The sequence below is a fragment of the Novosphingobium aquimarinum genome, assembly GCF_009746585.1.
GTDB lineage: Bacteria > Pseudomonadota > Alphaproteobacteria > Sphingomonadales > Sphingomonadaceae > Novosphingobium > Novosphingobium aquimarinum.
Genome location: NZ_WRPO01000005.1, coordinates 120591 through 142742 on the forward strand (window position 1 = coordinate 120591; position 22152 = coordinate 142742).

The 22152-nt window shown below is 65.7% G+C and carries 24 protein-coding genes; 18 read left to right on the top strand and 6 right to left on the bottom strand.

The features are described 5' to 3' along the window. The first annotated feature begins 13 nt into the window (after positions 1-13). From GQO94_RS07425 to GQO94_RS07450, 6 genes are all read left to right on the top strand, one after another. A complete protein-coding gene (locus tag GQO94_RS07425) occupies positions 14-457 on the top strand; it encodes a hypothetical protein (RefSeq protein WP_136175471.1) in 444 nt (147 codons plus the stop codon). Positions 458-972: 515 nt separating this feature from the next. Then, positions 973-1944 (top strand): ArdC family protein, encoded by a 972-nt coding sequence (locus GQO94_RS07430; RefSeq protein WP_017499955.1) that lies wholly within the window; start codon positions 973-975, stop codon positions 1942-1944. Then, positions 1941-2375 carry a DUF2958 domain-containing protein gene (locus GQO94_RS07435; RefSeq protein ID WP_017499954.1) on the top strand — a complete coding sequence of 145 codons (435 nt, stop codon included), beginning with the start codon at positions 1941-1943 and terminating at the stop codon, positions 2373-2375. Before GQO94_RS07430 ends, GQO94_RS07435 begins: the two co-directional genes overlap by 4 nt. 85 nt (positions 2376-2460) lie before the next feature. Further along, positions 2461-4272 (top strand): ParB/RepB/Spo0J family partition protein, encoded by a 1812-nt coding sequence (locus GQO94_RS07440; RefSeq protein WP_017499953.1) that lies wholly within the window; start codon positions 2461-2463, stop codon positions 4270-4272. Positions 4273-4382: 110 nt separating this feature from the next. Continuing rightward, positions 4383-4850, top strand: a complete 468-nt coding sequence (locus tag GQO94_RS07445) for a hypothetical protein (protein WP_017499952.1) — start codon at positions 4383-4385, stop codon at positions 4848-4850. Next, positions 4843-5346, top strand: coding sequence for a hypothetical protein (locus GQO94_RS07450; protein ID WP_017499951.1), 504 nt, complete (start codon positions 4843-4845; stop codon positions 5344-5346). Before GQO94_RS07445 ends, GQO94_RS07450 begins: the two co-directional genes overlap by 8 nt. A 53-nt stretch (positions 5347-5399) precedes the next feature. On the opposite strand, the gene GQO94_RS07455 is transcribed toward GQO94_RS07450, so the two are convergent. Next, a complete protein-coding gene (locus tag GQO94_RS07455) occupies positions 5400-5627 on the bottom strand; it encodes a hypothetical protein (RefSeq protein ID WP_017499950.1) in 228 nt (75 codons plus the stop codon). A 360-nt stretch (positions 5628-5987) separates the two neighbouring features. Here GQO94_RS07455 and GQO94_RS07460 point away from each other — a divergent pair, with 360 nt between their 5' ends. The 5 genes from GQO94_RS07460 to GQO94_RS07480 all read left to right on the top strand — a co-directional run bounded on the left by GQO94_RS07460 (position 5988) and on the right by GQO94_RS07480 (position 11241). Next, positions 5988-6308: a DUF736 domain-containing protein gene (locus tag GQO94_RS07460; RefSeq protein ID WP_017499949.1), complete on the top strand. Its 321-nt coding sequence runs from the start codon at positions 5988-5990 to the stop codon at positions 6306-6308. A gap of 840 nt (positions 6309-7148) precedes the next feature. Next, positions 7149-9113, top strand: coding sequence for a relaxase/mobilization nuclease RlxS (gene rlxS / locus GQO94_RS07465; RefSeq protein WP_017499947.1), 1965 nt, complete (start codon positions 7149-7151; stop codon positions 9111-9113). 27 nt (positions 9114-9140) lie between these two features. Beyond that, positions 9141-9365 carry a hypothetical protein gene (locus tag GQO94_RS07470; RefSeq protein ID WP_231726911.1) on the top strand — a complete coding sequence of 75 codons (225 nt, stop codon included), beginning with the start codon at positions 9141-9143 and terminating at the stop codon, positions 9363-9365. Then, entirely contained in the window at positions 9362-10540 is a 1179-nt protein-coding gene (locus GQO94_RS07475) for a nucleoside triphosphate pyrophosphohydrolase family protein (RefSeq protein ID WP_017499945.1), read from the top strand. Before GQO94_RS07470 ends, GQO94_RS07475 begins: the two co-directional genes overlap by 4 nt. After that, positions 10537-11241, top strand: a complete 705-nt coding sequence (locus GQO94_RS07480; protein ID WP_017499944.1) for a uracil-DNA glycosylase — start codon at positions 10537-10539, stop codon at positions 11239-11241. The genes GQO94_RS07475 and GQO94_RS07480 overlap by 4 nt, the downstream gene beginning before the upstream one ends. On the opposite strand, the gene GQO94_RS07485 is transcribed toward GQO94_RS07480, so the two are convergent. From GQO94_RS07485 to GQO94_RS07505, 5 genes are read right to left on the bottom strand one after another with little or no spacing between them, the layout of a single operon-like run. Continuing rightward, positions 11208-11987 carry a thymidylate synthase family protein gene (locus GQO94_RS07485; RefSeq protein WP_017499943.1) on the bottom strand — a complete coding sequence of 260 codons (780 nt, stop codon included), beginning with the start codon at positions 11985-11987 and terminating at the stop codon, positions 11208-11210. The genes GQO94_RS07480 and GQO94_RS07485 overlap by 34 nt on opposite strands. After that, positions 11959-12639, bottom strand: coding sequence for a C1 family peptidase (locus GQO94_RS07490; protein ID WP_017499942.1), 681 nt, complete (start codon positions 12637-12639; stop codon positions 11959-11961). The genes GQO94_RS07485 and GQO94_RS07490 overlap by 29 nt, the downstream gene beginning before the upstream one ends. 6 nt (positions 12640-12645) lie before the next feature. Continuing rightward, positions 12646-13656 carry an ImmA/IrrE family metallo-endopeptidase gene (locus tag GQO94_RS07495; RefSeq protein ID WP_017499941.1) on the bottom strand — a complete coding sequence of 337 codons (1011 nt, stop codon included), beginning with the start codon at positions 13654-13656 and terminating at the stop codon, positions 12646-12648. Positions 13657-13659: 3 nt separating this feature from the next. Further along, positions 13660-14034, bottom strand: coding sequence for a helix-turn-helix domain-containing protein (locus tag GQO94_RS07500; protein WP_017499940.1), 375 nt, complete (start codon positions 14032-14034; stop codon positions 13660-13662). Continuing rightward, positions 14031-14369, bottom strand: coding sequence for a hypothetical protein (locus GQO94_RS07505; protein ID WP_017499939.1), 339 nt, complete (start codon positions 14367-14369; stop codon positions 14031-14033). The genes GQO94_RS07500 and GQO94_RS07505 overlap by 4 nt, the downstream gene beginning before the upstream one ends. Positions 14370-14711: 342 nt before the next feature. Here GQO94_RS07505 and GQO94_RS07510 point away from each other — a divergent pair, with 342 nt between their 5' ends. Genes GQO94_RS07510 through trbJ form a run of 7 tightly spaced genes read left to right on the top strand, consistent with a single transcriptional unit; the run spans position 14712 to position 22038 of the window. Beyond that, the gene (locus GQO94_RS07510; RefSeq protein WP_038292469.1) at positions 14712-16739 is read left to right on the top strand and encodes a conjugal transfer protein TraG; all 2028 of its coding nucleotides are present in this window, start codon (positions 14712-14714) and stop codon (positions 16737-16739) included. A gap of 2 nt (positions 16740-16741) precedes the next feature. Further along, complete coding sequence (locus tag GQO94_RS07515) at positions 16742-17167, top strand: hypothetical protein (RefSeq protein WP_017499937.1); 426 nt, start codon at positions 16742-16744, stop codon at positions 17165-17167. Continuing rightward, positions 17164-18186: a P-type conjugative transfer ATPase TrbB gene (gene trbB, locus GQO94_RS07520; RefSeq protein ID WP_017499936.1), complete on the top strand. Its 1023-nt coding sequence runs from the start codon at positions 17164-17166 to the stop codon at positions 18184-18186. Before GQO94_RS07515 ends, trbB begins: the two co-directional genes overlap by 4 nt. Then, the gene (locus GQO94_RS07525) at positions 18183-18536 is read left to right on the top strand and encodes a TrbC/VirB2 family protein (protein ID WP_017499935.1); all 354 of its coding nucleotides are present in this window, start codon (positions 18183-18185) and stop codon (positions 18534-18536) included. The genes trbB and GQO94_RS07525 overlap by 4 nt, the downstream gene beginning before the upstream one ends. 50 nt (positions 18537-18586) lie before the next feature. Next, the gene (locus tag GQO94_RS07530) at positions 18587-18817 is read left to right on the top strand and encodes a VirB3 family type IV secretion system protein (RefSeq protein ID WP_051035683.1); all 231 of its coding nucleotides are present in this window, start codon (positions 18587-18589) and stop codon (positions 18815-18817) included. Further along, positions 18811-21279 carry a conjugal transfer protein TrbE gene (trbE, locus tag GQO94_RS07535; RefSeq protein WP_017499933.1) on the top strand — a complete coding sequence of 823 codons (2469 nt, stop codon included), beginning with the start codon at positions 18811-18813 and terminating at the stop codon, positions 21277-21279. The genes GQO94_RS07530 and trbE overlap by 7 nt, the downstream gene beginning before the upstream one ends. Before the next feature lie 6 nt (positions 21280-21285). Further along, positions 21286-22038: a P-type conjugative transfer protein TrbJ gene (trbJ, locus tag GQO94_RS07540; protein WP_017499932.1), complete on the top strand. Its 753-nt coding sequence runs from the start codon at positions 21286-21288 to the stop codon at positions 22036-22038. Positions 22039-22152: the final 114 nt, after the last annotated feature.

Genomic DNA, 22152 nt, shown 5'->3' on the forward strand with positions numbered 1-22152 from the left:
TATGGAGTTGGTCGTGATGTTGCTCGGTCTGATCCTGTCCGCCACCGGCATCGTCCTCTTCGCCTGGGCGATGTTCCGGCTCGCCGTCTTCGCACTCCCGGTCGGGCTCGGTGCGGCCGCATTTCTGTGGGCGGGGGGTGGCGAACTGGGGCCGTTGCTCGGTCTGCTTCTCGGCCTCGTCGTCGGCGTCGCGGTCTTGCTGATCGGACGCATGCTCATCGCGTCGCGGTTGCCCGTTCCGCTTCGCGGAGCGATCGCGCTTCTCTTCGCCGTGCCCGCCGGGATCGCCGGCGGCAGTGTCGTCTCCAGCCTGATGCAGCTCGGCGGTGCGGGGCCGACCGCGACCGGCATCGCCGCGGCGGTCGGCGCGATCATCATCGCCGGTGCCGCCATGATGAGCCTGTTGCCCGCGATGACCGCTTGCACCGGTTCGAACGGATCCCCGCTGCACGGTTGATCTGTTGGGGCCAGTGGGCCGAGTGCTCGCTCCTCGTGTCACCGCGCGCATGGCGACCACGACGAGAGTGCTTCAAGACGGCAGGGTCTGACCTGACGCATCCGGGTTTTCAGGCGCCTCGCGCCTGCGGCGCGACCGCCGCTCTATTCCGCTAGGCTCACATCCGTTCGCCAAGCTCCACCGGGCCACGCTTCGCGCGTCCCGGCCAAAGGTGACGATCGGACTGGCGGGATGCCGGAGCCTTGCTCCGGCCTGTCGTCGCCGCGCCTGACCGGCGCGGCGGCATTTTTCGTTGGGCCTTCCCCTCGTCGCGCGGGTGGGCGGCGCTCCCTTCTGGGCCCGGCCCGGCGTCCCGCAAGCCGGCCTTCGACTGCGCTCGGGTCCGGCTCCTCCATTGCATTTCGGCCCTGCGGGTGCGGACCGCCTCCTGGCCGCGCCCGGCAGGTCGCAATTCGCCGCCCACCCCCGCTCCGGGGGAGGCCCTGGGGTTTTTGGGGCGGCATTGGAGGATAGCCATGCACCAGACCGGCAGCCAACGCGCGCGCGCAGAGGGCAGCAAACGCCAGCCCCCGGCGGAGCGCGCCAATCTTTACGACGAGGTGACGGGCCGCATTGTTTCCGAACTTGAGGCGGGCCGCTTCCCTTGGGTCCAGCCTTGGGGCCGCCCCAATGGTCAAGGCTTCTCCGCCGCCCCCGGCCTCCCGCGCAACGGGCTCACCAGCCGCAATTACAGCGGCGTCAATGTCCTGATCCTGTGGGGAGCAGTGATCGAGAACGGCTATCCGTCGCAATCGTGGCTGACCTTCCGCCAAGCCTTGGAGGCGGGCGGCAATGTCAGGAAAGGCGAGCGCGGGACAAGGGTTGTCTATGCCGACCGCTTCACCCCCGAAGCCGAGAAGGAACGCGCGCGCCAGACCGGCGGCGAAGCCCGCGCGGTGCCGTTCCTCAAACGCTTCACCGTGTTCAACGTCGCACAGTGCGAAGGCTTGCGCCCCGGCCTTGCCACCGACCCCGCACCGCTTCCCGAACGCCAAGTCGTGCCGATCGCCGAAGCGGTCATTGCGGCATCGGGCGTCGATTTCCGCATCGGTGGGGACAAGGCCTACTATGTCCCGAGCGCCGACTATGTGCAGGTGCCCCCGCAACCGGCCTTCCACGAACAGATCAATTTCTACCGGACGGCGCTGCACGAACTCTGTCATGCCAGCGGCCACCCGTCGCGCCTCAATCGCAATCTGCGCAATGCGTTCGGCAGCAAGGACTATGCGCGCGAAGAATTGATCGCCGAGATGGGATCGGCCTTCCTTTGCGCCGCGCTCGGCATCGTGCCGACCGTTCGTCACGCCGATTATCTGGCATCATGGCTCGACGTGCTGCGCGAGGACAATCGCGCGATCTTTCGCGCGGCCAGTCAGGCGAGCAAGGCCGCCGATTGGCTGCTTGCCCGCTACGCCGAGACGCAGGACGAAGGGAGGGAAGCGGCATGATTACGCTCCCCCATGCGATCCTTTCGGCGCTGCGCGCGAATGCGCGCGCCAGCCGCCTCCACGAGCAGCGCGACGAACGGTTCGACCCGTTCCCGGTGGTCAAATTCTTCAATCCGGTCGGCGCGGCGACGTGGATCGCCACCGAGCTTTACGACGATGGAGACACGCTGTTCGGCCTCGCCGACTTGGGGTTCGGATGCCCGGAAATGGGCGTGTTCTCGCTTACCGAGATTGCGGGCGTCCGCTTGCCCTTCGGCCTGTTCATCGAGCGCGACGAGCATTTCGAGCCGCTGGCCCCGCTTTCGCTATGGTCCGATACCGCGCGGCGCATGGGTGCAATCGTTCTGGCCGAAGCCGAACTTCGCCGCATCACCGATAGCCGGAACGGCAACGAGCTTCCGCCGCCTCTTGATGATCGAGGGGCCGGATGACGCGCGGCGCGTTTCGCCGCATTGAGTGCCGGTCCCGCCCATCCAGCAAGACAAACGGGACCGGCGCTCCAGAAGGAGCAGACCAATGAAACTCGACTTTATCGACCATAGCAAGCTGGTTCCGTCCAAGGTGAACATGCGGCACGGACCCAAGCCCCCGGACGTGGGCGACATTCTGCCCTCGATCCGCAAGCGCGGTGTCATCGTGCCGCTGATCGTGCGCCCGCAGGCGGGCAACGATAATGGCGTCCACGAAATCGTCGCCGGGCGGCGGCGCTGGACGGCGAACGCCATCGCGCTTGTCGAGGGCATCGACCACGGCCCGCTTCCCGTCGCCATCCTCGACGCCGGGGACGACGCCGACGCCATCGAGGCATCGCTTCTCGAGAACACCCGGCTCGATCCCGACGAGGTGACGCGATGGGAAACCTTCGCACGGCTGGTCAAGGAGGGCCGCGACATTGCGGATATCTCCGCGACGTTCGGCATTCCCGAGCTTGGCGTGAAGCGTATCCTAGCGCTCGGCAACCTGCTTCCGCGCATCCGCGATCTTTACCGCAAGGAGAAGATCAACGCGGCGACCGTCCGGCATCTGACGCTGGCGAGCAAGCAGCAGCAGAAGGCATGGCTGGCGCTCTACGACGATGACGACGCCTATTGCCCGACCGGCCAGCAATTGAAGGCATGGCTGTTCGGCGGGCAGTCGATCAAGGTCGAACATGCCCTGTTCGACGTCGATGCGAGCGGCCTTGCGATCGTCGCCGATCTGTTCGGCGAAGACCGCTATTTTGCAGATGCCGACGCGTTCTGGACCGCGCAGAACGCCGTAATCGACGCGCGCAAGGAGGACTATCTGGATGCCGGATGGTTCGACGTGGTGATCGTCCCGCCCGGCGAATATTTCTACCGCTATGAGTTCGCCAAGGCACCCAAGCGCAAGGGCGGGCGCGTGTATATAGATGTGCGCGAAAGCGGCGAGGTCGAGGTCCACGAAGGCTATGTGACGAGCAAGGAGGCCAAGCGGCTCGAACGCGGCGAGGCAATCGAAACCGGCCCCAAAGTGCCGCGCCCCGAAGTGACGAGCACGATGCAGACCTATATCAACCTGCACCGTCATGCCGCTGTCCGCGCCTCGCTGACCCGTCATCCCAAGGTCGCGCTGCGCTTGATGGTCGCCCATGTCATCGTCGGGTCGCCACTGTGGACGGTCAAGCCCGAGCCGCAGACCGCGCGCAACGACGATGTGCGCGAAAGCGTCGAAACTTGCCGCGCGGAAACCGACTTCGACGCGAAGCGCCGCGCCGTATTGGACCTTCTCGGCTTCTCGCCCGAGGAACCGACCGTCACAGGCGGCAACGGCGACGACTTCGGACTGGTCGGCGTGTTCCTGCGCTTGCTCGACGTGCCCGACCGCGCCGTAATGGACGTGATCGTCATCGTCATGGGCGAAACGCTCGCCAGCGGCAGCGCCGCCATCGAGGCGGTCGGCGGCGAGATCGGCGTCGATATGGCCCGCTACTGGCAGGCCGACGACGCCTTTTTCGAGTGTGTCCGCGACAAGGAGGTGCTGACCCGCATCGTCGCCGAGGTGGCGGGCGAACCTGTCGCCGCCGCCAATGCGAAGGAACCGGGCAAGGTCTTGAAGCGCATCGTCCGCGACCATCTGGAGGGTGCGAACGGGCGGCCCAAGGTCGAGGGTTGGGTGCCGAAATGGATGGCGTTCCCGCCCGCTACCTATACGGCGCGCGGCGGCGTCGGCACCGTCGCGGCTCATGCCAAGGTGCTCGCGGCGCGCCCCGACCGCGAGCCGGAACCGACCGGCCCCGGCGCGGTGATTGCGCTTCCGGCCCCTGCCAAGGCCGAGCCGCAGGAACAGCCCGAGCGCGAAGCCGCATGAAACTGGACGGGCGGCGGCGCACCCGCCGCCCGTTCCGTCCCCCATAAAATCGCCGCGCCGCTCGGCCGCAAGCGGCCCTCGCGGCGCGGATTTCAGACAGGAGACTTGTCATGGCCGACCGTGTTTCGGCATCCATCACCATCGGCGGGACGCTCCCCGCCAGCCAGCTTCCCGCCTTCGCCGAGGCCATCGCGAACGAAGGGCTGTCCACCGAATGGGACGGCGAACCCTTCGCGCTCGGCGATCTGCCCGAGGGCGAGCCCTTGGCGCTCATGGCGCACGAGGTCGCCTGGGGGCGGTTCGAGGGACTCGAAGCCTTCTGCATCGCGCATGGGCTTTTCTTCGCGCGCTGGTCGGGCGCCTATGCCTGCCAGTGGGGTGCGGAACGCACCGTGTTCACCGGCAGCGGCGAACCGCAAAGCTACGCTGCCGACGAGGACGACTATATCCTCATGGGGCGCTGCACCGCCGAGCGATTGGGCAGCTATGCGGCGATCATCGCGCATTTCGATGCGGCCGACTTCGCGGTGCCCCCGCTTGTCATCACGCCCGAACGGGAGGAGGCGAGCAATGGCTGACATCTGGATTCAGGGCAGCTTCGCCTTTCGCTGCACCGCCGCCGAGTGCGCGCTGATCGAGGAAGTCGCAAACGCTGGCTACGCGCTAGCGAATGACGACGCGCCCGATCCGCCGAGCGCGGCGCTGCTCGCAGCCTTTCCGCCGGACGATGCGAACGCGCGGTGGAGCGGGTTTCGCGAGGCGTTCAACGATCCCGAATTTCCCACCATCGGAGCCGATTTCATCGCTGAAACCTGCCCCGACGATCCATCCGCGCGGATCGTGTGTTTCGCCAGCATGGACGATTTCGATGCCGCTGCCATCGCGGTGGTGATCCAGCGATGTTGCCCCGAAACGCTCGCCAAGGGGCCGATCGGCTTTGAATGGGCCATGACCTGTTCCAAGCCCCGCATCGGGGAGTTCGGTGGCGGCTGGTGCGCGATTTTCGCAGACCGCATCGAGATCGACGCGACCAACGAGGCGCTGTCGCGCGCGCTCGCGGGCGACGGCAACTAGCCCAAATCGCGCCGCACTGCGCGCTCGCGTGCCGAAAACCCCTGCCGCCTGACCTACCGGGCGGTGCGGCGGATCACCGTCCGGGCGCTTCCGCATAACGTGCATTCGTCCTTCTGCCGCTCGAATCCGCGCGTGCCGCCGAGCGCGCAGGTGACGACATTGGCCTGTGCGGTAACCGACAGGTTGAGCCGGTCAGTCACGCAGGCATCGCACACCGCCGCGCCGTCCAGCCGCACGATCAGCCGTTCGATCTGCCCCGCAATCGTCGTTCCTTCGTTCATCGCCGTGAGGCTATAGCCGCGGCCTCGTGGCCGCGAAAGCAATCATGGCTTCCCGGAAAGACGCCGGACTGGGCTTCCTGTCCGCGCGCGCATCTCGTCCTTTCGTGTCTCACCAACCCGTCGCCGGCTCCTTGGGCGCATGACCTGGGACGGCCGCGCGCCTCGCGAAACCATCGCGCGGAACTGATTTCCCCGCGCCGCTTTGGCGGCGCTCCTCGCGGCCGCTTCGCTCCAAATCAGCCCCGCGCTTCCGGTCCTCCGCTTCGCTTCGGCCTGCGGTTCGCAGCGCGCTCAAGGGCCGTCCCTTCGGTCCGCCCATCGCCCGGCATCGGGTCGGGCGAATGTGCAAGGAGACGAGAAATGCCCTCAATCGGTCATGTCCAGCGCCAGAACGACGGTTCGTTCCGGGGCGCCTTGAAGACGCTTTCGGTCAATGCCGAGATCGCCATCATCCCCAACCGCAGTAAGACCGGGGACCAGCCCGACTACCGCGTGCTGTCGAACGGCGTCGAACTGGGCGGCGGCTGGATCCGCACCGGCGAGGTGAGCCAGCGCGAATATGTCCGCCTCGCCATGTCGGCCCCCGAACTTGGCGGCCGCACCCTCTACGCCAATCTCGGCCGCGCCGCCGGGCAGGACGACGACGACGCGTTCGCCGTTATCTGGAACCCCGGCGACTGAGCCGGATCGGCCCCGCGCCGGTCACCCGGCGCGGGGCTTTCCTCATGCCTTGAGGGCTTGGCGTGGGCCTTTTCCTGCACCGGAACGCGCTTGCGGGCCTGCAGAGAGGAAGAAATCCGCTCAGCAAGCACCGAGTATCCGGCGGCGAACGGACCGCCTCAACCATCGACGGTTCCCCCAATTTTCACGCCACCTGCGTTCCGCTTCGCTCCACTCCGGCGACGAGAAAATCGGCTCCCCCGTCGCCCGCTTCGCGGCCGCTGCGCGGTGGTTGACCCCGCCCGCTCCCCGCCGGGCGATGGCTCATCTTTCGCTTGTATCAGGAGGATGAGATGTCGGTTGAACAACAGATCGAGGAGCTTCGCGCGGAGCTTTCATGGTGCGATGACGCGGGAGAACGGCGGCAGATCGAAGCCGAATTAAGGGCCGCTGAGAAGAGGCTGAAGCGGTGCAATCGGGCGCTGCGTCAGGCCGAACAGGCAGGCTGGCAATAAGGCGATGCGCTGTTGAAGGGGCAGGTTCGCGGGAGTGGTGCCGCATGGCGCCGCTCCCCTTTTTTGATCGGGAAGGCGGGAAGGCAAAGCGGGCGTCTGGGGCGGCAGGTGGCAGTCGGGCTCGATGGCAAGATAGAGGCAAAATCTCGCGATTTTGTAAGTGTTTGTCTGCACATCGTTTTTTGAAGGCTTTTGCGAGACTCGCCCTTTGAGTGCGAGACAGGGTTACCAGGAGTGGCGGTTTTCTGGGCTTTTCCGATCCCAATCGCGAGACTCCTTGCGCTCTGGCGAGGACGCGCCATTCTTATCGGCGGGGAGCGTCATTCCGGCATGGAAGGACGCCGCTATGCGCGATGATGAGTTCGAACCGCAGCTGGGCCGGATGCGCGGCCGGGGCAAGGAGCAGCGCTACCTGAGCCGCGTCGTGAAAGCGGCAAAGCGGGCCGGCATGAAAACGGGCAGGCGCGGCCGTTTCGACGGCAGCCGGATCGGGCGCGGCGCGAGTGTTGCGCGGGTGCTCAGATCGCGCGACCGATTGGGCGCGTTCCGGTCGCGCCGCGTGATCGTCAAGATACGGCCTGTCGGCCTTGGCGGGAAAGGCATGGGCGGTGCGAAGGCGCACCTTCGCTATATTCAGCGCGACGGCGTGACCCGTGAGGGCGAGGCTGGTGCGCTCTACTCGCCCGACAGCGACGTCGCCGATGGCAAGGCGTTCCTCGAACGGTGTGACGGCGACCGCCGCCAGTTCCGGTTCATCGTGTCGGCCGAGGACGCCGACCAGTATCCCGACTTGAAGCCGTTCGTGCGCCGGCTGATGACGCAGATGGAGCAGGATCTTGGGACAAAGCTCGATTGGGTGGCGGTCGACCATTTCAATACCGGCCATCCGCACACGCATATCGTGGTGCGCGGCGTAAACGATCGGGGTGAGAATCTGCTGATCGCGCGCGAGTATATCTCGCACGGGAGCCGGCAGCGGGCGATCGAGATCGTCAACCTCGACCTGGGGCCGCGCACCGACCTTGAAATCGAAGAGCGGCTTCGCAGCGATACGGGTGCCGAGCGGCTGACCGCGATCGACAGACGGCTGATCCGCGACATGGATACCGCGCGGCTGGTCAGCGCGAGCGATGGCGATCCCTTCCAGCAATCGCTTCGCGTCGGTCGCCTGCAGAAACTCGGGCGCATGGGACTCGCCTCGCATGTCGGCAACGGCACCTGGCGGCTTGAGCCCGACCTTGCGAACACACTGCGCCAGATCGGCGAGCGCGGCGACATCATCCGCACCATGCAGCGCGAGCTGACCGCGCGGAAGCTCGATCGTGCTGCGGTCGATCGCGTCATCTACGACCCGGTCGCGAAGGAGGCGACGCCGATCATCGGCCGCGTCGTGATGCGCGGGCTCGCCGACGAACATGAAGACCGTCATTATCTGCTGGTCGACGGCATCGACGGGCGCACCCATTATGCCGAGATCGGCAAGGGCGAGCTGGTCGACACGATCCCCGAAAATGCCATCGTCCGGATCGCGCCACGCGAGGGCGGCATTCGCGCCGTCGATCGGACGATCGACGAGATCGCGGCGGCGAACGGCGGGCGCTATTCGATCGACGCCCATCTGAAGCACGATCCGACCGCCAGCGAACGCTTCGCCGAAACGCATGTCCGGCGGCTTGAAGCGATGCGAAAAATCTCGGGCGTCGTCGAGCGCGAGCCCGACGGAAGCTGGATCATCGCGCCGGACCATCTCGCCAGGGTCGAGAGGTTCGAAGCCATGCAGTTCCGCGACCACCCCGTTGCCATTGAAACCCTGTCGGCGATCCCGCTCGACAAATTACCGGGAACCGATGCCGCGACCTGGCTCGATCGCGAGCTGGTCGCCGAAGCGCCGGTGCCAGTGCGCGATGCTGGGTTCGGGCACGAGGTTCGTTCAGCGCAGGCGATGCGACGGCAATGGCTGATCACCGAACAGCTTGCAGACGAACAGGATGGGCAGACGGTCTATCGGCGAGGGATGCTCGCCGCGCTCCAGCGGCGAGAATTGCTGCGTGTCGCCCGCCAGCTCTCCGACAAGTTAGGCGTTCCGTTCGCCGAGGCCAGAGAGGGGGAGGCTGTTCAAGGCAGGCTCGTGCGCGCAGTCGAGATGACGAGTGGTCGCCATGCGCTCATCGAACGGTCGCGCGATTTCACGCTGGTGCCGTGGCGCTCTGTTCTCGATCGCCATGTCGGTAAATCGGTCTCGGGCATCATGCGCGACGGCGGGATCAACTGGACACTCGGGCGGCAGCGCAGCGGGCCGAGCGTCTCCTGATCCGGAGGATTCGGGCTTTCTATTTTCATGAAATTATGTTTTCATGGATTCATGAAAAATATCGCAGCGCAAACCGATGTCGGCGACGAGCATCTTCAGGTGCAGATTCCTGCCGTTACGAAACGCGATCTCGGTCAACGGTCGCTCGATTCCCGCGAGCCGATCCGGATGATCGTACTGCGGGCACTTGAAGCCTATGGCGTGAGCGTCCCCGCAGACGCGATATCGGATCGCCGGAAGGGCAGGCGATGAGCGAGGATTTCGAAGCTCTCACTGTTGCGGATTATGCGAAGCAGGCCGCGCGGACTGATCAACGCAGCGGTGGCCGCGCACTGGGCTTCTCGATGCTTGGCCTTTTCGGCGAAGTCGGCAGCTTGCTCAGTGAGGCCAAGAAAAAGCAGCGCGACGATGCCTCCTACCTGGGTTACGCTCACGCCGTCGCGGAAGAGCTTGGTGACGTCCTTTGGTATCTGGCGGCGATCGCACGGCGCAGCCGCATGGCGCTCAGCGACATCGCTGCCGCCGCGGCGACAAACGGCGGACAATGGCAGACGGGCGGCAACGAAACGCTCAGTTTCCATGCGCTGCAGCCGCAGCACATTCCGCTTGCCAAGGCACCGATGCCGCAGTTCGAGCATAGCCTGCTCGCGCTGGCAGGCGACGTTGGGCTGCTCATCAACGATTTCCAGGCGGGCGGTCTTGCGAAGGACCGCGAAGCACTCGCGGGCCGGCTGGTCGCGGTCATGCGCCGGTTGATCCAGGCGGCAAACGAATCCGGTGTTACCATCGAGGCTGCCGCCGTGAAGAATCTTCACAAGATCTTCGATCGCTGGCCGCGCGAGCGCATCTATCCGGCGCCGACCGATGCGGCGCTCGACCCAGAAGAGCAATTGCCGCGGCGGATGGCGATCGACGTCTATGAACGCACCGTTCGCGGGCAGACATTCGTGTATCAACGCTCAAGCGGTGTGTATGTCGGCGACCGGCTCACCGACAACGCGCTCGAACCCGACGACTATCGTTTCCACGATGTCTTTCACTACGCTTATGTCGCGGTGCTTGGCTGGTCGCCAGTGCTGCGTGCGCTGCTCCGTCTCAAGCGCAAGAGCGATCCGAAACTCGACGACGCCGAAGACGGTGCTCGGGCGATTCTCATCGAAGAGGGCATAACTTCCTGGATTTTCGGACAAGCGCAGCAACTCCGGTACTTTGAAAACGTGAAGCGCGGTGGCCTTCCGCTGGACATGCTGAAGCATGTCCGCCAGTTCGTCGCCGGCTACGAATCAGAACGCTGTCCGCTGTGGCTTTGGGAGGAAGCGATCCTCCAGGGCTATACGGCTTTCCGCTTCCTTCAGGAGCATCGGCGCGGCCGCGTCCTGATCGACTTCGCCAATCGCCGCCTGCGTATCAAGGAATTGCCGTCATGACCCCGAAATCCTTTGTGTCCACCCTGGCGGCGACCGAACTTCCCTCAGTGTTCAATCCCTGGCGCGATCGCTGCACGGTCCATGACCGCAGCGACGCCGCCGCCCGGCGCCGCGACAATCTCGAAATGCTGCTCACCGCGGCGCTTGATCATCGCGTCGAAACGATCTGGATCGCGCGTGATCTCGGCTATCGCGGGGGGCGGCGTACGGGCGTACCGCTGACCGACGAAATTCACCTCGGACATGCCGGCACGCTGATGGGCGGCATCGCATTTGAACGTGCGACGCAGGGACCCGCCGTGGCGGAGCGCACCGCGGCGATCGTCTGGCGTGTGCTAGAGCGGATCGGTCAGCCTGTCATGCTCTGGAACGTTTTCCCGTTCCATCCCCATGAAGCGGATGATCCGATGTCGAACCGATGCCACACGCGAAGCGAGCGCGAGGCGACCTGGCCGATATTGCAAGCCCTCGTGTCAATGATCCGGCCCCGCCAGATCGTCGCGATCGGGCGCGACGCTCACCTGGCGCTGGACGGTCTCGACATTCCGACCACCGCGGTCCGCCATCCGAGCTACGGCGGGCAGCGCGAGTTCATCGAGGGCATGTTCAGCCTGTACGGTGTCGCGGATGACAACGATGAGCCGCTAGAACTGCCGTTGGGCGCGCCTCACGCCGCAGCACGGAGATGTGCGCTCGCCTGATCGCAGCGTTCAAAGAGTTGCTTAAGATCGCCGCGGTTCCAGTTGGCGGTGTCGACCGTGGCGTTGGTCGAGACGATCGTGAGCGGACCCAGCGCGACCCCGCCTTCCTTGGCGATGAATTCGAGCAGACGGCCGAGGCCGATCAGATTGCCGAGCAGTTTTTCGATATAGTAGTGATTGCGGTAGAGCGCGGTCATGCCGAGGCGACGATCGTCGCCCTTGCCGATCAGCTTGAGACTGGCAAAGCTCAGGCACTGACCGCCGTAGGGCGAGTCATTCACGTCGCGGGCGGGGTCGAAGATCAGCAGTTCGAATTTGTTGAGCGCTCGGACGTTCGGGTTGCGCAGGCGCTCGACGATGCCCCAGATTTGATTGATTGGCTGGCCGTCGGCGCGGGGCAATTCCATCATCCGTTCGAAATAATAGCCCGACCAAGCGCCCGACCTCCGGACCTTCGGCAGCACGTTGTCGCGAAACCGGTCGAAGAATTGCGGCGCGCCGTAGCGCCTGTACAGCGCTGCCGGAAAAATCGTGTTGGCGACCGTCTCGATGGGCTTCTTGCCATGGCCCGAAAGGAAGGCATCGACTTCCGCCACGACGGGATCGGCGAGTGTTGCGCGCGCAGTCGGCTCGGCCACGGAGATGACGACATTCTGCGCCTGGTGTCCGGTGGCGAGGTCGACGAGCCGGACCGCCTCGCGCCAGCCAGCAACGCAGTCAGGCTGCGGCGGTATGGGAAGATACATCGACTTCCTCCGTCAAATTTGCCGTGGCGAAAAGGCGCGGCGCTAGAAAGCGCTCAGTAAGCCAGGCGTGGCCTTCCAAGCCCCAACCTGGTCCCCAGCTGTTGCGGATGAGAATGGCCGGGGTGCCGTCCACGGTTCCATGCCCGACCGCGACGACCGCGTGCCGTTGCGCTGGCTCGGGGAGTTCGTCGTTCGCCGGATCGACGACGCCATCACCGCGCGGCTGGAAGAAAGACCGTGACAGCATCGTCAGCATGAGCACCGGCGTGTCACGATCCAGCGCGGCAAGGATGGATGACAGGTCGGTTCCATCCCTCTGTCCGTTGCGGCCATAGAGCGGGCCAACGGTCGCCGGCGGCGTCCACAGTCGATGATCGGCTGGAACCGCTGCCAGATACGGCCAGCCTTTCTCGTCGGGTTGGCCATCGAGCCGTAGCGCGTCCAGCATTGTGGATAGCAGTGCGCCGCTCGTCGGCGGTCTGCCCGCCCGTTTCTGCGCGGCATAAAAGGCGAATTCACACGACAGCGGTGCCCAGCCGTCGCGAAGCCCGGCGTGGGTGTCGCTCGCGGCGAATGCGAGGCATGTCGGCCGCGCGCCTTGATCGCGCGCAGGCCCGAACAGCGGCCGAAGGTCACGGACGATATCGATCATGGGGCGTCAGGCGGCCTCGAGCAGGTGCCGCCGTTCGGCGCGCGACAGGCCCGTCTGTTCCGGGCCGGTGAGGTCGAAATCGAGCGTCAGGCTGGTGAGGGCCGGCGCAGGCTGCCACGGCCGCCGCTCGTCGAGCGACATGCGGCCGCGCCGCGGCGCATCGGGCGCCGCGGTGACACGGCGGACAACGGGACCACCGATGCCATCGCCGTCGATTGCCTCACGCTCGTCTCGAACGACGGCGAAGCCGCTGGCGATCAGTTGGTCGAGATCCCAGAGATACCCACCGCCGCTATGTTCTTCGAGCTGCAGCACGAAAAGATCATTGCGACTGCCATCGATCCGCGAGCCGGCATCGCGCTCGGTCAGCAGCCAGACGTCGCCGCGATAGTTGTCGGGCCGATAGTCCTTGAGGAGATCGACCTTCAGGCTGCGCGGCTGCGTCCGGAGCAGGTCGGTCATCACCGATGGCGAAATCAGATTGTAGCGAACCAGGGTGCGGCACGTCGCCTCATAGCTGGCGCCGATCCGCAGCGAGAGCTGATAGACGACATTGGGGCGCCGGAAATGATCGATCTGCCATCCTTGTCGCGCGCTGTGCGCGAGCACCAGCCATTTCGGCATCATGAAGGCGATCGCAAAGGCGTCGGCTTCGGTTTCCTCGAAGTTGTTTCCCGGTTCGGGCGACATCGGCATCCGGCGCAGGATGCTCTCATCGTCGAGGCTCGGCTCGTGTCGCATCGAAAAATGCCCGAGTTCGTGCGCGGCCGTGAAGCGCTGGATGCTCATCGGTCGTTCCGTCGTGACGAGAACGCCAGGAGCAGGTGCGCTGAGATAGGCGCCGAGCAGGCCTTTCAGAGGACGAAGCAGCAAGGGTAGACCCACGGCATGGATCGCGCCGAAGACATCGACGCTGCCGCCTTGGGTCTCGATCAGTGCGCGCGTATCGAGTTCGCGATGCAGGCGGCCCGCTGCCATCGTACCAGCGCGAACCGCGCTCGCATAATCCGACGCCATCGATCAGCTCCGTTCGCCGCCAGACCGCGAGCGGAGATATTCGGCAAACCGGCTCAGCTCGGCCCGGTCCTCAGTCGACAAGGCCGCAACGCGTCGCGCCAGATGGGCGACATCGGCGGGAAGGCTCGCGGAGGCCTCGTCTTCGCCGGTAAAATAGGCCACCGACTGGCGGTAAAGACGGGCAAGCCGCGTCAGTTCGATCGCTTCAACGCGGCGCTGGCCATTCTCGATATCGGTAAGCGCGGTCCGGGGAATCTTGAGATAGGCAGCAACTTCTTCCTGCTTGAGGCCGAGATATTTCCGTGCTTCGCGCAGACGGTCGCCCAAGCGCCGCCGCTCCTGCTCGTCGCCTTCCTGGCGGAGTGCGAGATTGGTCATGGCTTCGACCCTTTCTTCTTAACCCAGACGCGTTCGATCTTAGGGAGGAGGTCGTCAATCGCCTTCTCGATCGAATTGTAGCCGCCGGTGCGGACGATGCTGTCGCGAAGCTCGATGTCGAGGACCTGCTCCACCGCGCAAAGCGTGTCGACCACGGACAAGGAGTCGAGTGGCACGGGCGCCTGGATGATCTTCGGGTTTTCCGGAGGCAGGGCAATTCCGCGCACCTGTGCCTCAGCCCTGGCCACTTGCAGCAGTTCGTCGACCAACGCCCTAATGGCGTCGGCTTTGGGAAACGCGGTTGCCGCGGGCTGCGGAGGAGCGATTGTCGCCATGCATGCCTCGCACGATTTCACTACATTAAATGCGATATAATGTCTGATAATCCGACACGCAAGCCCGAATTTGCAGCTCGGATTTTTGCAGGGTGTAGCGGGTCATCGGCGGTGCGGTGTGGTGGTCAGTGCCACCTCGAGGGACAACGACAGGGCAGAATCATCAACTCGGGTCATAGCTCGATCAAAAGAACAGAGCTGGAATATTGAGTCAGTCGCCGACGAGTGATCTCCTTCGGTCACCCACCAGCCCCCAGCGGCTCCGTTCATTTCGGGCGGCCCATAGCCGAGTCTTGAAGCCGCGCCCCGACCGCATCCGGCGGTATGGGCGGGAGCTTCAACGTGACCCCGACCAAATTGCTCATCGGCCAGATCCTTGTCGTGTTCGCAATCGTGATCGCGGGCCTCTGGGCGGCGACCCAATGGGCGGCGGCGATGCTCGCCTACCAGCCCGAACTTGGTCCGGCCTGGTTCATGGCTGGAAGCACGCCGGTCTATCGTCCCTGGGCGCTCTTCCCCTGGTGGTATCACTACGATGCCTATGCGCCGCATGTTTTCGACAAGGCCGGCGCGCTCGCCGGCGCGAGCGGTTTCATCGGCTGCGGCGCGGCGATCGCAGGCTCGCTCTGGCGCGCGCGGCAGTCGCGTCACGTCACCACCTATGGTTCGGCGCGCTGGGCCAGGCCGAACGAGATCGAGCGGGCCGGCCTTTACGGTGATGCCGGCGTATTCCTGGGCCGCTCGCGCGGCCGCTATCTCCGGCATGACGGCCCCGAACATATCATGGCGTTCGCGCCAACCCGTTCGGGCAAGGGCGTCGGGCTGGTCATACCGACACTGCTTGGCTGGACCGGCAGCGCCGTGGTTCACGACATCAAGGGCGAGAACTGGCAGCTCACCGCCGGCTGGCGCGCGCGCTTCTCCCACGTCCTGCTGTTCAATCCGACCGATCCCGCTTCCGCCAAATACAACCCGCTGCTGGAGGTCCGGCGCGGCGAGCATGAGGTCCGCGACGTCCAGAACATCGCCGACATCCTGGTCGATCCCGAAGGCGCGCTCGAACGGCGCAACCACTGGGAGAAAACCTCCCATTCGCTCCTGGTCGGCGCGATCCTCCACGTCCTTTATGCGGAGGAAGAAAAGACGCTCGCACGGGTAGCCACATTCCTGTCGGACCCGCAGCGGCCGTTCACCGCCACGCTCCGGCGGATGATGACCACCAATCACCTCGGCACGAAGGATGCGCCGCAGATCCATCCCGTCGTCGCCTCGGCGGCGCGCGAGGTGCTCAACAAGAGCGAGAACGAGCGCAGCGGCGTCCTCTCCACCGCAATGTCGTTTCTCGGGCTCTATCGCGACCCGACCGTCGCCGCGGTGACATCGCGCTGCGACTGGCGGATCGCCGATCTCGTCGAGGCCGGCCATCCGGTCTCGCTCTACCTTGTCATCCCGCCATCGGACATCAGCCGCACCAAGCCGCTGGTGCGGTTGGTGCTCAACCAGATCGGCCGCCGCCTCACCGAAAAGCTCGATGCCGATCCCGCCAGGGCGGGCAAGCACAAGCTCCTGATGATGCTCGACGAGTTCCCGGCATTGGGGCGGCTCGACTTCTTCGAGACCAGTCTTGCCTTTCTCGCGGGCTATGGAGTGCGCGCCTTCCTGATCGCGCAGTCCTTGAACCAGATCGAGAAGGCTTATGGCGAGCACAACTCGATCCTCGACAACTGCCATGTCCGCGTCGCGTTTGCGACCAACGACGAGCGCACGGCGCGGCGGATTTCGGACGCGCTCGGCATCGCCACCGAACAGCGCGCGATGCGCAACTATGCCGGCCACCGGCTCGCGCCCTGGCTGGCGCACGTCATGGTCAGCCGGCAGGAGACCGCCCGGCCACTCCTGACCACCGGCGAGGTGATGCAGCTCCCGCCCAAGGATGAGCTTGTCCTTGTCTCCGGCATGGCCCCGATCCGCGCGAGGAAGCTGCGCTATTACGAGGACCGCAATTTCCGCGAGCGGATCGCACCGCCGCCGCAGCCCGCGCCCGGAGACTATCCCGACCGGCCGCAGGCACGCCCCAACGACTGGAGCGGACTGGTCCGCGCGCCCGATACCCGGCTCGGCAAGCCCGATGACGATGCGAAGGCGGATGAGGACGGCGGCTTGCAACAGCAGCGCCACCCCGGCCTCGGCGAAGAACCCGCCAAAAAACCCGAGCCGCCAAAGCAGCTCGACCTGCTCGGCCTGGACAGCGACGACACCGACACGATCGCCGACAAGCACGCGATGGACCGCGCCGGCGCCACCGGCACGCTGATCCGCGCTCACGCGATCAATCAGGGTCGCAGCGCCGACATGCTGCCGGACTTCTGACAATGGCCGCGATCAAACCCAACCGCGTCCGCTACCAGCTCTTCCTGCCCGAAGATCTGAGCCACCGCTTCGAGGCGCTGGCGAGCCAGCCCGGCGCGTCCAAATCGGCGATCCTCACCGACGCGCTCACCGCCTGGCTCAACCGGCAGGCGGCGAGCGAGCTGGAGAACAAGTTCAGCCAGCGGCTCGATCGCATGTCGCTCGCGCTGGGGCGTGTCGAGCGTGACGGGCATGTGCTGCTCGAGAGCCTGGCGCTGTTCATCCGCTATGAACTGATGGTGCAGGCCCCTTTGGCCGAAGCCGACGAAGCGGCGCGTGCGATCGGCCGAGACCGCTTCGAGGCGTTCATTGCCCGCGTCGGCGAAGCGCTCGCCAGCGGCCAGCGCACGCTTGCTGCCTCCGCGAAAGACAATGGAGGTGGGCGATGAGCGACACGCTTTTCGGCTCCGATAATTCCGCAGGGCGTCGGCGCGCGATGCTGCGCACCGCGATGGGGCCGACCATCGCCGCAGCGCTGGCCGATCCGGTGGTCATCGAGATCATGGTGAACCCGGACGGCGTGTTGCGCCTTGATCGACTCGGCGAAGGCCGGATCGATACCGGCACCAAATATGAGCCCGCGCAGGTCGAGCGGATCATCCGCCTGGTTGCCAGCCACGCACGGACAGAGGTTCATGGCAATGCGCCGATCGTGTCAGCCGAGCTGCCACCGCACGGCGAAGGCGCGGGCGAGCGGTTCGAGGGTATCCTGCCGCCGGTCAGCCTCGCGCCGTGCTTCTCGATCCGCAAGCCCGCGGCGCGCATCTACACTTTGCTCGACTATGTGCGGGACGGCATCATGCCCGCCGACACGGCGCGACTGCTGTCGATGGCCGTGGTCGAGCGCAAGAACATCCTGGTCGCGGGTGGCACCAGTTCGGGCAAGACGACGCTTGCCAACGCGCTGCTCGCCGAGATGGCGCACCTCGACGAACGCGTCATCATCATTGAAGACACGCGTGAGTTGCAATGCGCCGCGCCCGACGTGGTGGGGCTGCGCACGCGTACGATTGGCACTGCCGGAGCCGGCGGCGTCACGATGGCTGATCTTGTCCGCTCGACATTGCGGCTCCGCCCCGATCGCATCGTCGTTGGCGAGGTGCGCGGGCGCGAAGCGCTCGACATGCTCAAAGCCTGGAACACCGGGCATCCGGGCGGCATCGCAACCGTCCACGCCAATTCGGCAGTGTCGGCGCTCTACCGGCTCGAGCAGCTCGTGCAGGAAAGCGTCGTCACCGTTCCGCGCCGGCTGATCGCCGACGCCATCGACATGATCGTGTTCATCGCCGGGCGCGGCCTCGCGCGCCGCGTCGACACGATCGCGCGCGTCGCCGGCCTCGATCCCGACGGCGGCTACGCCGTCCTCGACCTTACTCCCGACCACGCCCTCGAACCCCAAGGAGAATGACCATGCGCTTGTCCCGTATTCCTGCCCGTATTCCCGATCGTCGGAGCATCTTCCTCACCGGCGCCGCCATCGGCCTCGGGCTTGCGCTCGCCGCCACCGCGCAGGCCGCCGGCTCGGGCATGCCGTGGGAGGAACCGCTTCAGCAGGTCCTCGAATCGGTCCAGGGTCCTGTCGCCAAGATCGTCGCGGTGATCATCATCATCGTCACCGGTTTGACGCTCGCGTTCGGCGAGACGGCAGGCGGGTTCCGGCGCCTCATCCAGATCATCTTCGGCCTGTCGATCGCGTTTGCGGCGTCGAGCTTCTTCCTCAGCTTCTTCAGCTTCGGCGGCGGGGCGCTCATCTCGTGAACGCGCCAAATTCCTATGGCGCCAGCCATATCGAGGGGTTCGAGGCGCCGATGCACCGCGCGCTTGCCGAGCCGATCCTGCTTGGCGGGGCGCCGCGAGCGATCGCGATCGTCAATGGTACGATCGCGGCCGCGCTCGGACTCGGTCTCCAGCAGTGGATCGCCGGGCTGGCCATGTGGGCGTTCGGGCACACTCTCGCGGTGTTCGCCGCCAAGCGCGATCCCGACTTCGCCCCGGTCCTTGTCCGCCACCTTCGCCAGAAGGGGCATCTGTCATGCTGAATCTGCGCGAATACCGTCAGAAGGCCGACCGGCTCGCCGATCATCTTCCATGGGCGGCGCTTGTCGCGCCCGGCGTGGTGCTCAACAAGGACGGCAGCTTTTTGCGCGTCCTCAGGTTCCGCGGCCCCGATCTAGAATCCGCCACCGAAGCCGAGCTTGTCGCCGCCTGCGCGCGGGCGAACAATGTCCTGAAGCGCTTCGGCTCGGGCTGGGCACTCCATTTCGAGGCCGAGCGGCGCGAAGCGCTGGGTTATCCCGACAGCAGCTTTCCCGATGCGGCGTCGTGGCTGGTCGATGAGGAACGGCGCGCGGCGTTCGAAAGCGCGGGCGCGCATTTCGAGAGCCGCTATTATCTGACGCTCACCCTCCTGCCTCCGCCCGATCAGGCGGACACGGCGGGCCGAGCGCTGATCGAGCGCAGCGACGACGCGAAGGGCCGCGACTGGCGACAAGCGCTTGCCGGCTTCATCGCCGAGACGGATCGTGCGCTTGACCTGTTCAGAGGCTTCATGCCCGAGGTGCGCGCGCTCGGCGACAGCGAAATGCTGACCTTTCTCCACGGTGCGATCTCCGCGCGCCGCCATGTCGTCGCCGTGCCCGAAACGCCCATCTATCTGGACGGGCTGCTCGCCGACACGCCGCTGACCGGCGGGCTCGAACCGATGCTCGGCGACGAGCATCTGCGGACGCTCACCATCCTCGGATTTCCGAACGCGAGCCGTCCCGGCATCCTCGACGGACTCAACCATGAGGATTTTGGCTATCGCTGGGTGACGCGCTTCATTGCGCTCGACAAGACCGACGCAACCAAAGCGCTCACTCGCCTGCGGCGGCAGTGGTTCAACAAGCGCAAGTCGATCACCGCGCTGCTGCGCGAAGTCATCTACAACCAGCCGGTCCAGCTTCTCGACAGCGATGCCGACAACAAGGTGGTCGATGCCGACCTCGCCTTGCAGGCGCTCGGCGGCGATCATGTCGCGTTCGGCTATCTGACGACGACGATCACCGTTGCCGATATCGACCGCGCCCGCGTCGAGGAAAAGGTCCGCGCGGTCGAGCGCATCGTCAACGGGCTCGGCTTCACCTGCATCCGCGAGGGCATGAATGTGGTCGAGGCGTGGCTGTCGAGCCTGCCGGGCCATGTCTATGCGAACGTCCGGCAACCGATCGTCCACACCCTGAATCTCGCGCATCTCATGCCGCTGTCCTCGGTATGGGCAGGACCGGCGCGTAATCCGCACCTCGACGGTCCGCCGCTGCTTTATGCGGAAACCAGCGGCTCGACGCCGTTCCGTCTCAGCACGCATGTCGGCGACGTCGGTCATATGCTGATCGTCGGACCCACCGGGGCCGGAAAGTCGGTGCTGCTCGCAATGCTCGCGCTTCAGTTCCGGCGATATCCAGACTCCCAGGTCTATGTCTTCGACAAGGGATTTTCGGCGCGCGCGGCCGTGCTGGCGATGGGCGGCGCGCATCACGCGCTCGGGCTTGGCGGTGAGAGCGGTCATGCCGATGACGTGGGCGGGCGAACGATCGCCTTCCAGCCGCTGCGCCACATCGATCGCTCCAACGCACGCGCCTGGGCGACCGAATGGATCGGCGCGCTGCTCGCCCATGAGAAAGTACTGGTCACACCCGAGATCAAGGAGGCCGTCTGGTCGGCGCTCACCAATCTCGCGACCGCCCCGATCGAGGAACGCACGCTCACCGGCCTGTCGCTGCTGCTGCAATCGGCACCGCTGCGATCGGCGCTCGCGCCCTATACGCTCGAAGGATCGTTCGGCCGCCTGCTCGACGCCGCCGAAGACGATCTAGCGATCGCCGACGTGCAGTGCTTCGAGACTGAAGCGCTGATGGGGCAGGCGGGCGTCGTTGCGCCCGTGCTGACCTACCTGTTCCATCGTCTCGAGGAGCGCTTCACCGGGCGGCCGACGCTTCTCGTACTGGATGAAGCCTGGGTGTTCCTCGACCACCCGCTGTTCGCCGCGCGCATCCGTGAGTGGCTGAAGGTGCTGCGCAAGAAGAACGTCAGCGTCGTGTTCGCGACACAGAGCCTAGCCGATATCGCCGACAGCACGATCGCGCCGGCCATCATCGAAAGCTGTCCGCAGCGCATCTTGCTGCCCAATGATCGGGCGATCGAGCCGCAGGGCCAGACGGTCTACGTCCGCTTCGGTCTCAACGCGCGCCAGATCGAACTGGTCAGCCGCGCGACGCCCAAGCGGCAATATTATCTGCAATCAGCGCGCGGCAACCGGCTGTTCGAGCTTGGGCTAGGCCCGATCGCGCTGGCGTTGTGCGGCGCGTCCGATCCCGACAGCCAGAAGCGCATAGACGCGGTGCTGGCCGAAAAGGGCCAGGCCGACTTCGCCGCGACCTTTCTCTCCCAAGCCGGCCTCGATTGGGCGGCCGACCTGCTTGGGCGTCACCCTGCCGCCCGCCCCCCAGAAGACAAGGAGTAATTTCCCGTGCCCCGTATCCCTATCCGCAAATATGCGTGCCTCTCCGCTCTCGCGCTCGGCGCCGTCGGCTCGCTCGGTATCGGCATCGCGTTGACCTCGACGCCCGTCGCGGCCCAGCTCAGTGTGTTCGATCCATCGAACTATTCGCAAAACCTGCTCACCGCCGCGCGCACGCTTGCCCAGATCAACAACCAGATCCAGAGTCTCCAGAACGAAGCGCAGATGCTGATCAACCAGGGCAAGAACCTGTCCCGGATCGATTTCCCGCAACTTCAGGAGCTTCGCCAGCGCCTCCAGCAGATCGACCAGCTCATGGGCCAGGCGCAGGGCGTCGACTTCCGCATCGATCAGCTCGACGAGCGCTTCCGCCAGCTCTACCCGCAGGAGTTCGATCAGGTGTTCCGCCGCGATCAGCGTGTGGCTCGCGCACGCGATCAACTCGATACCGCGATGTCCGCGTTTCGCCAGACGATGGGGGTCCAGAACCGCATCGTCGACAACGTACGGAGCGACACGCAGGCGCTCGCCGACATCGTCGCGCGCAGCCAGGGCGCGGAAGGCTCGCTTCAGGCGCAGCAGGCCACGAACCAGCTTCTCGCGCTCACCGCCAAGCAGCAGCTCCAGCTTCAGCAAATGATGGCGGCGCAGTTCCGGGCGGAATCGGTCGAGCAGGCGCAGCGGGGCCAGATCGCGCGCGAGGCACGCGAGTCGACGCGCCGCTTCCTCGGCGACGGCAAGGCTTACACGCCACGCCAATGAGCTGAGGCAGGCGAGGACCGCGCCCCCAGCTCCCCCCGGGTCCGAACCTGTCTCGTCGCGGGGGCCGTAGGGCTTGCCCCTCTCATGGCCGCCGGTCCCCGCGACACCTTTCAA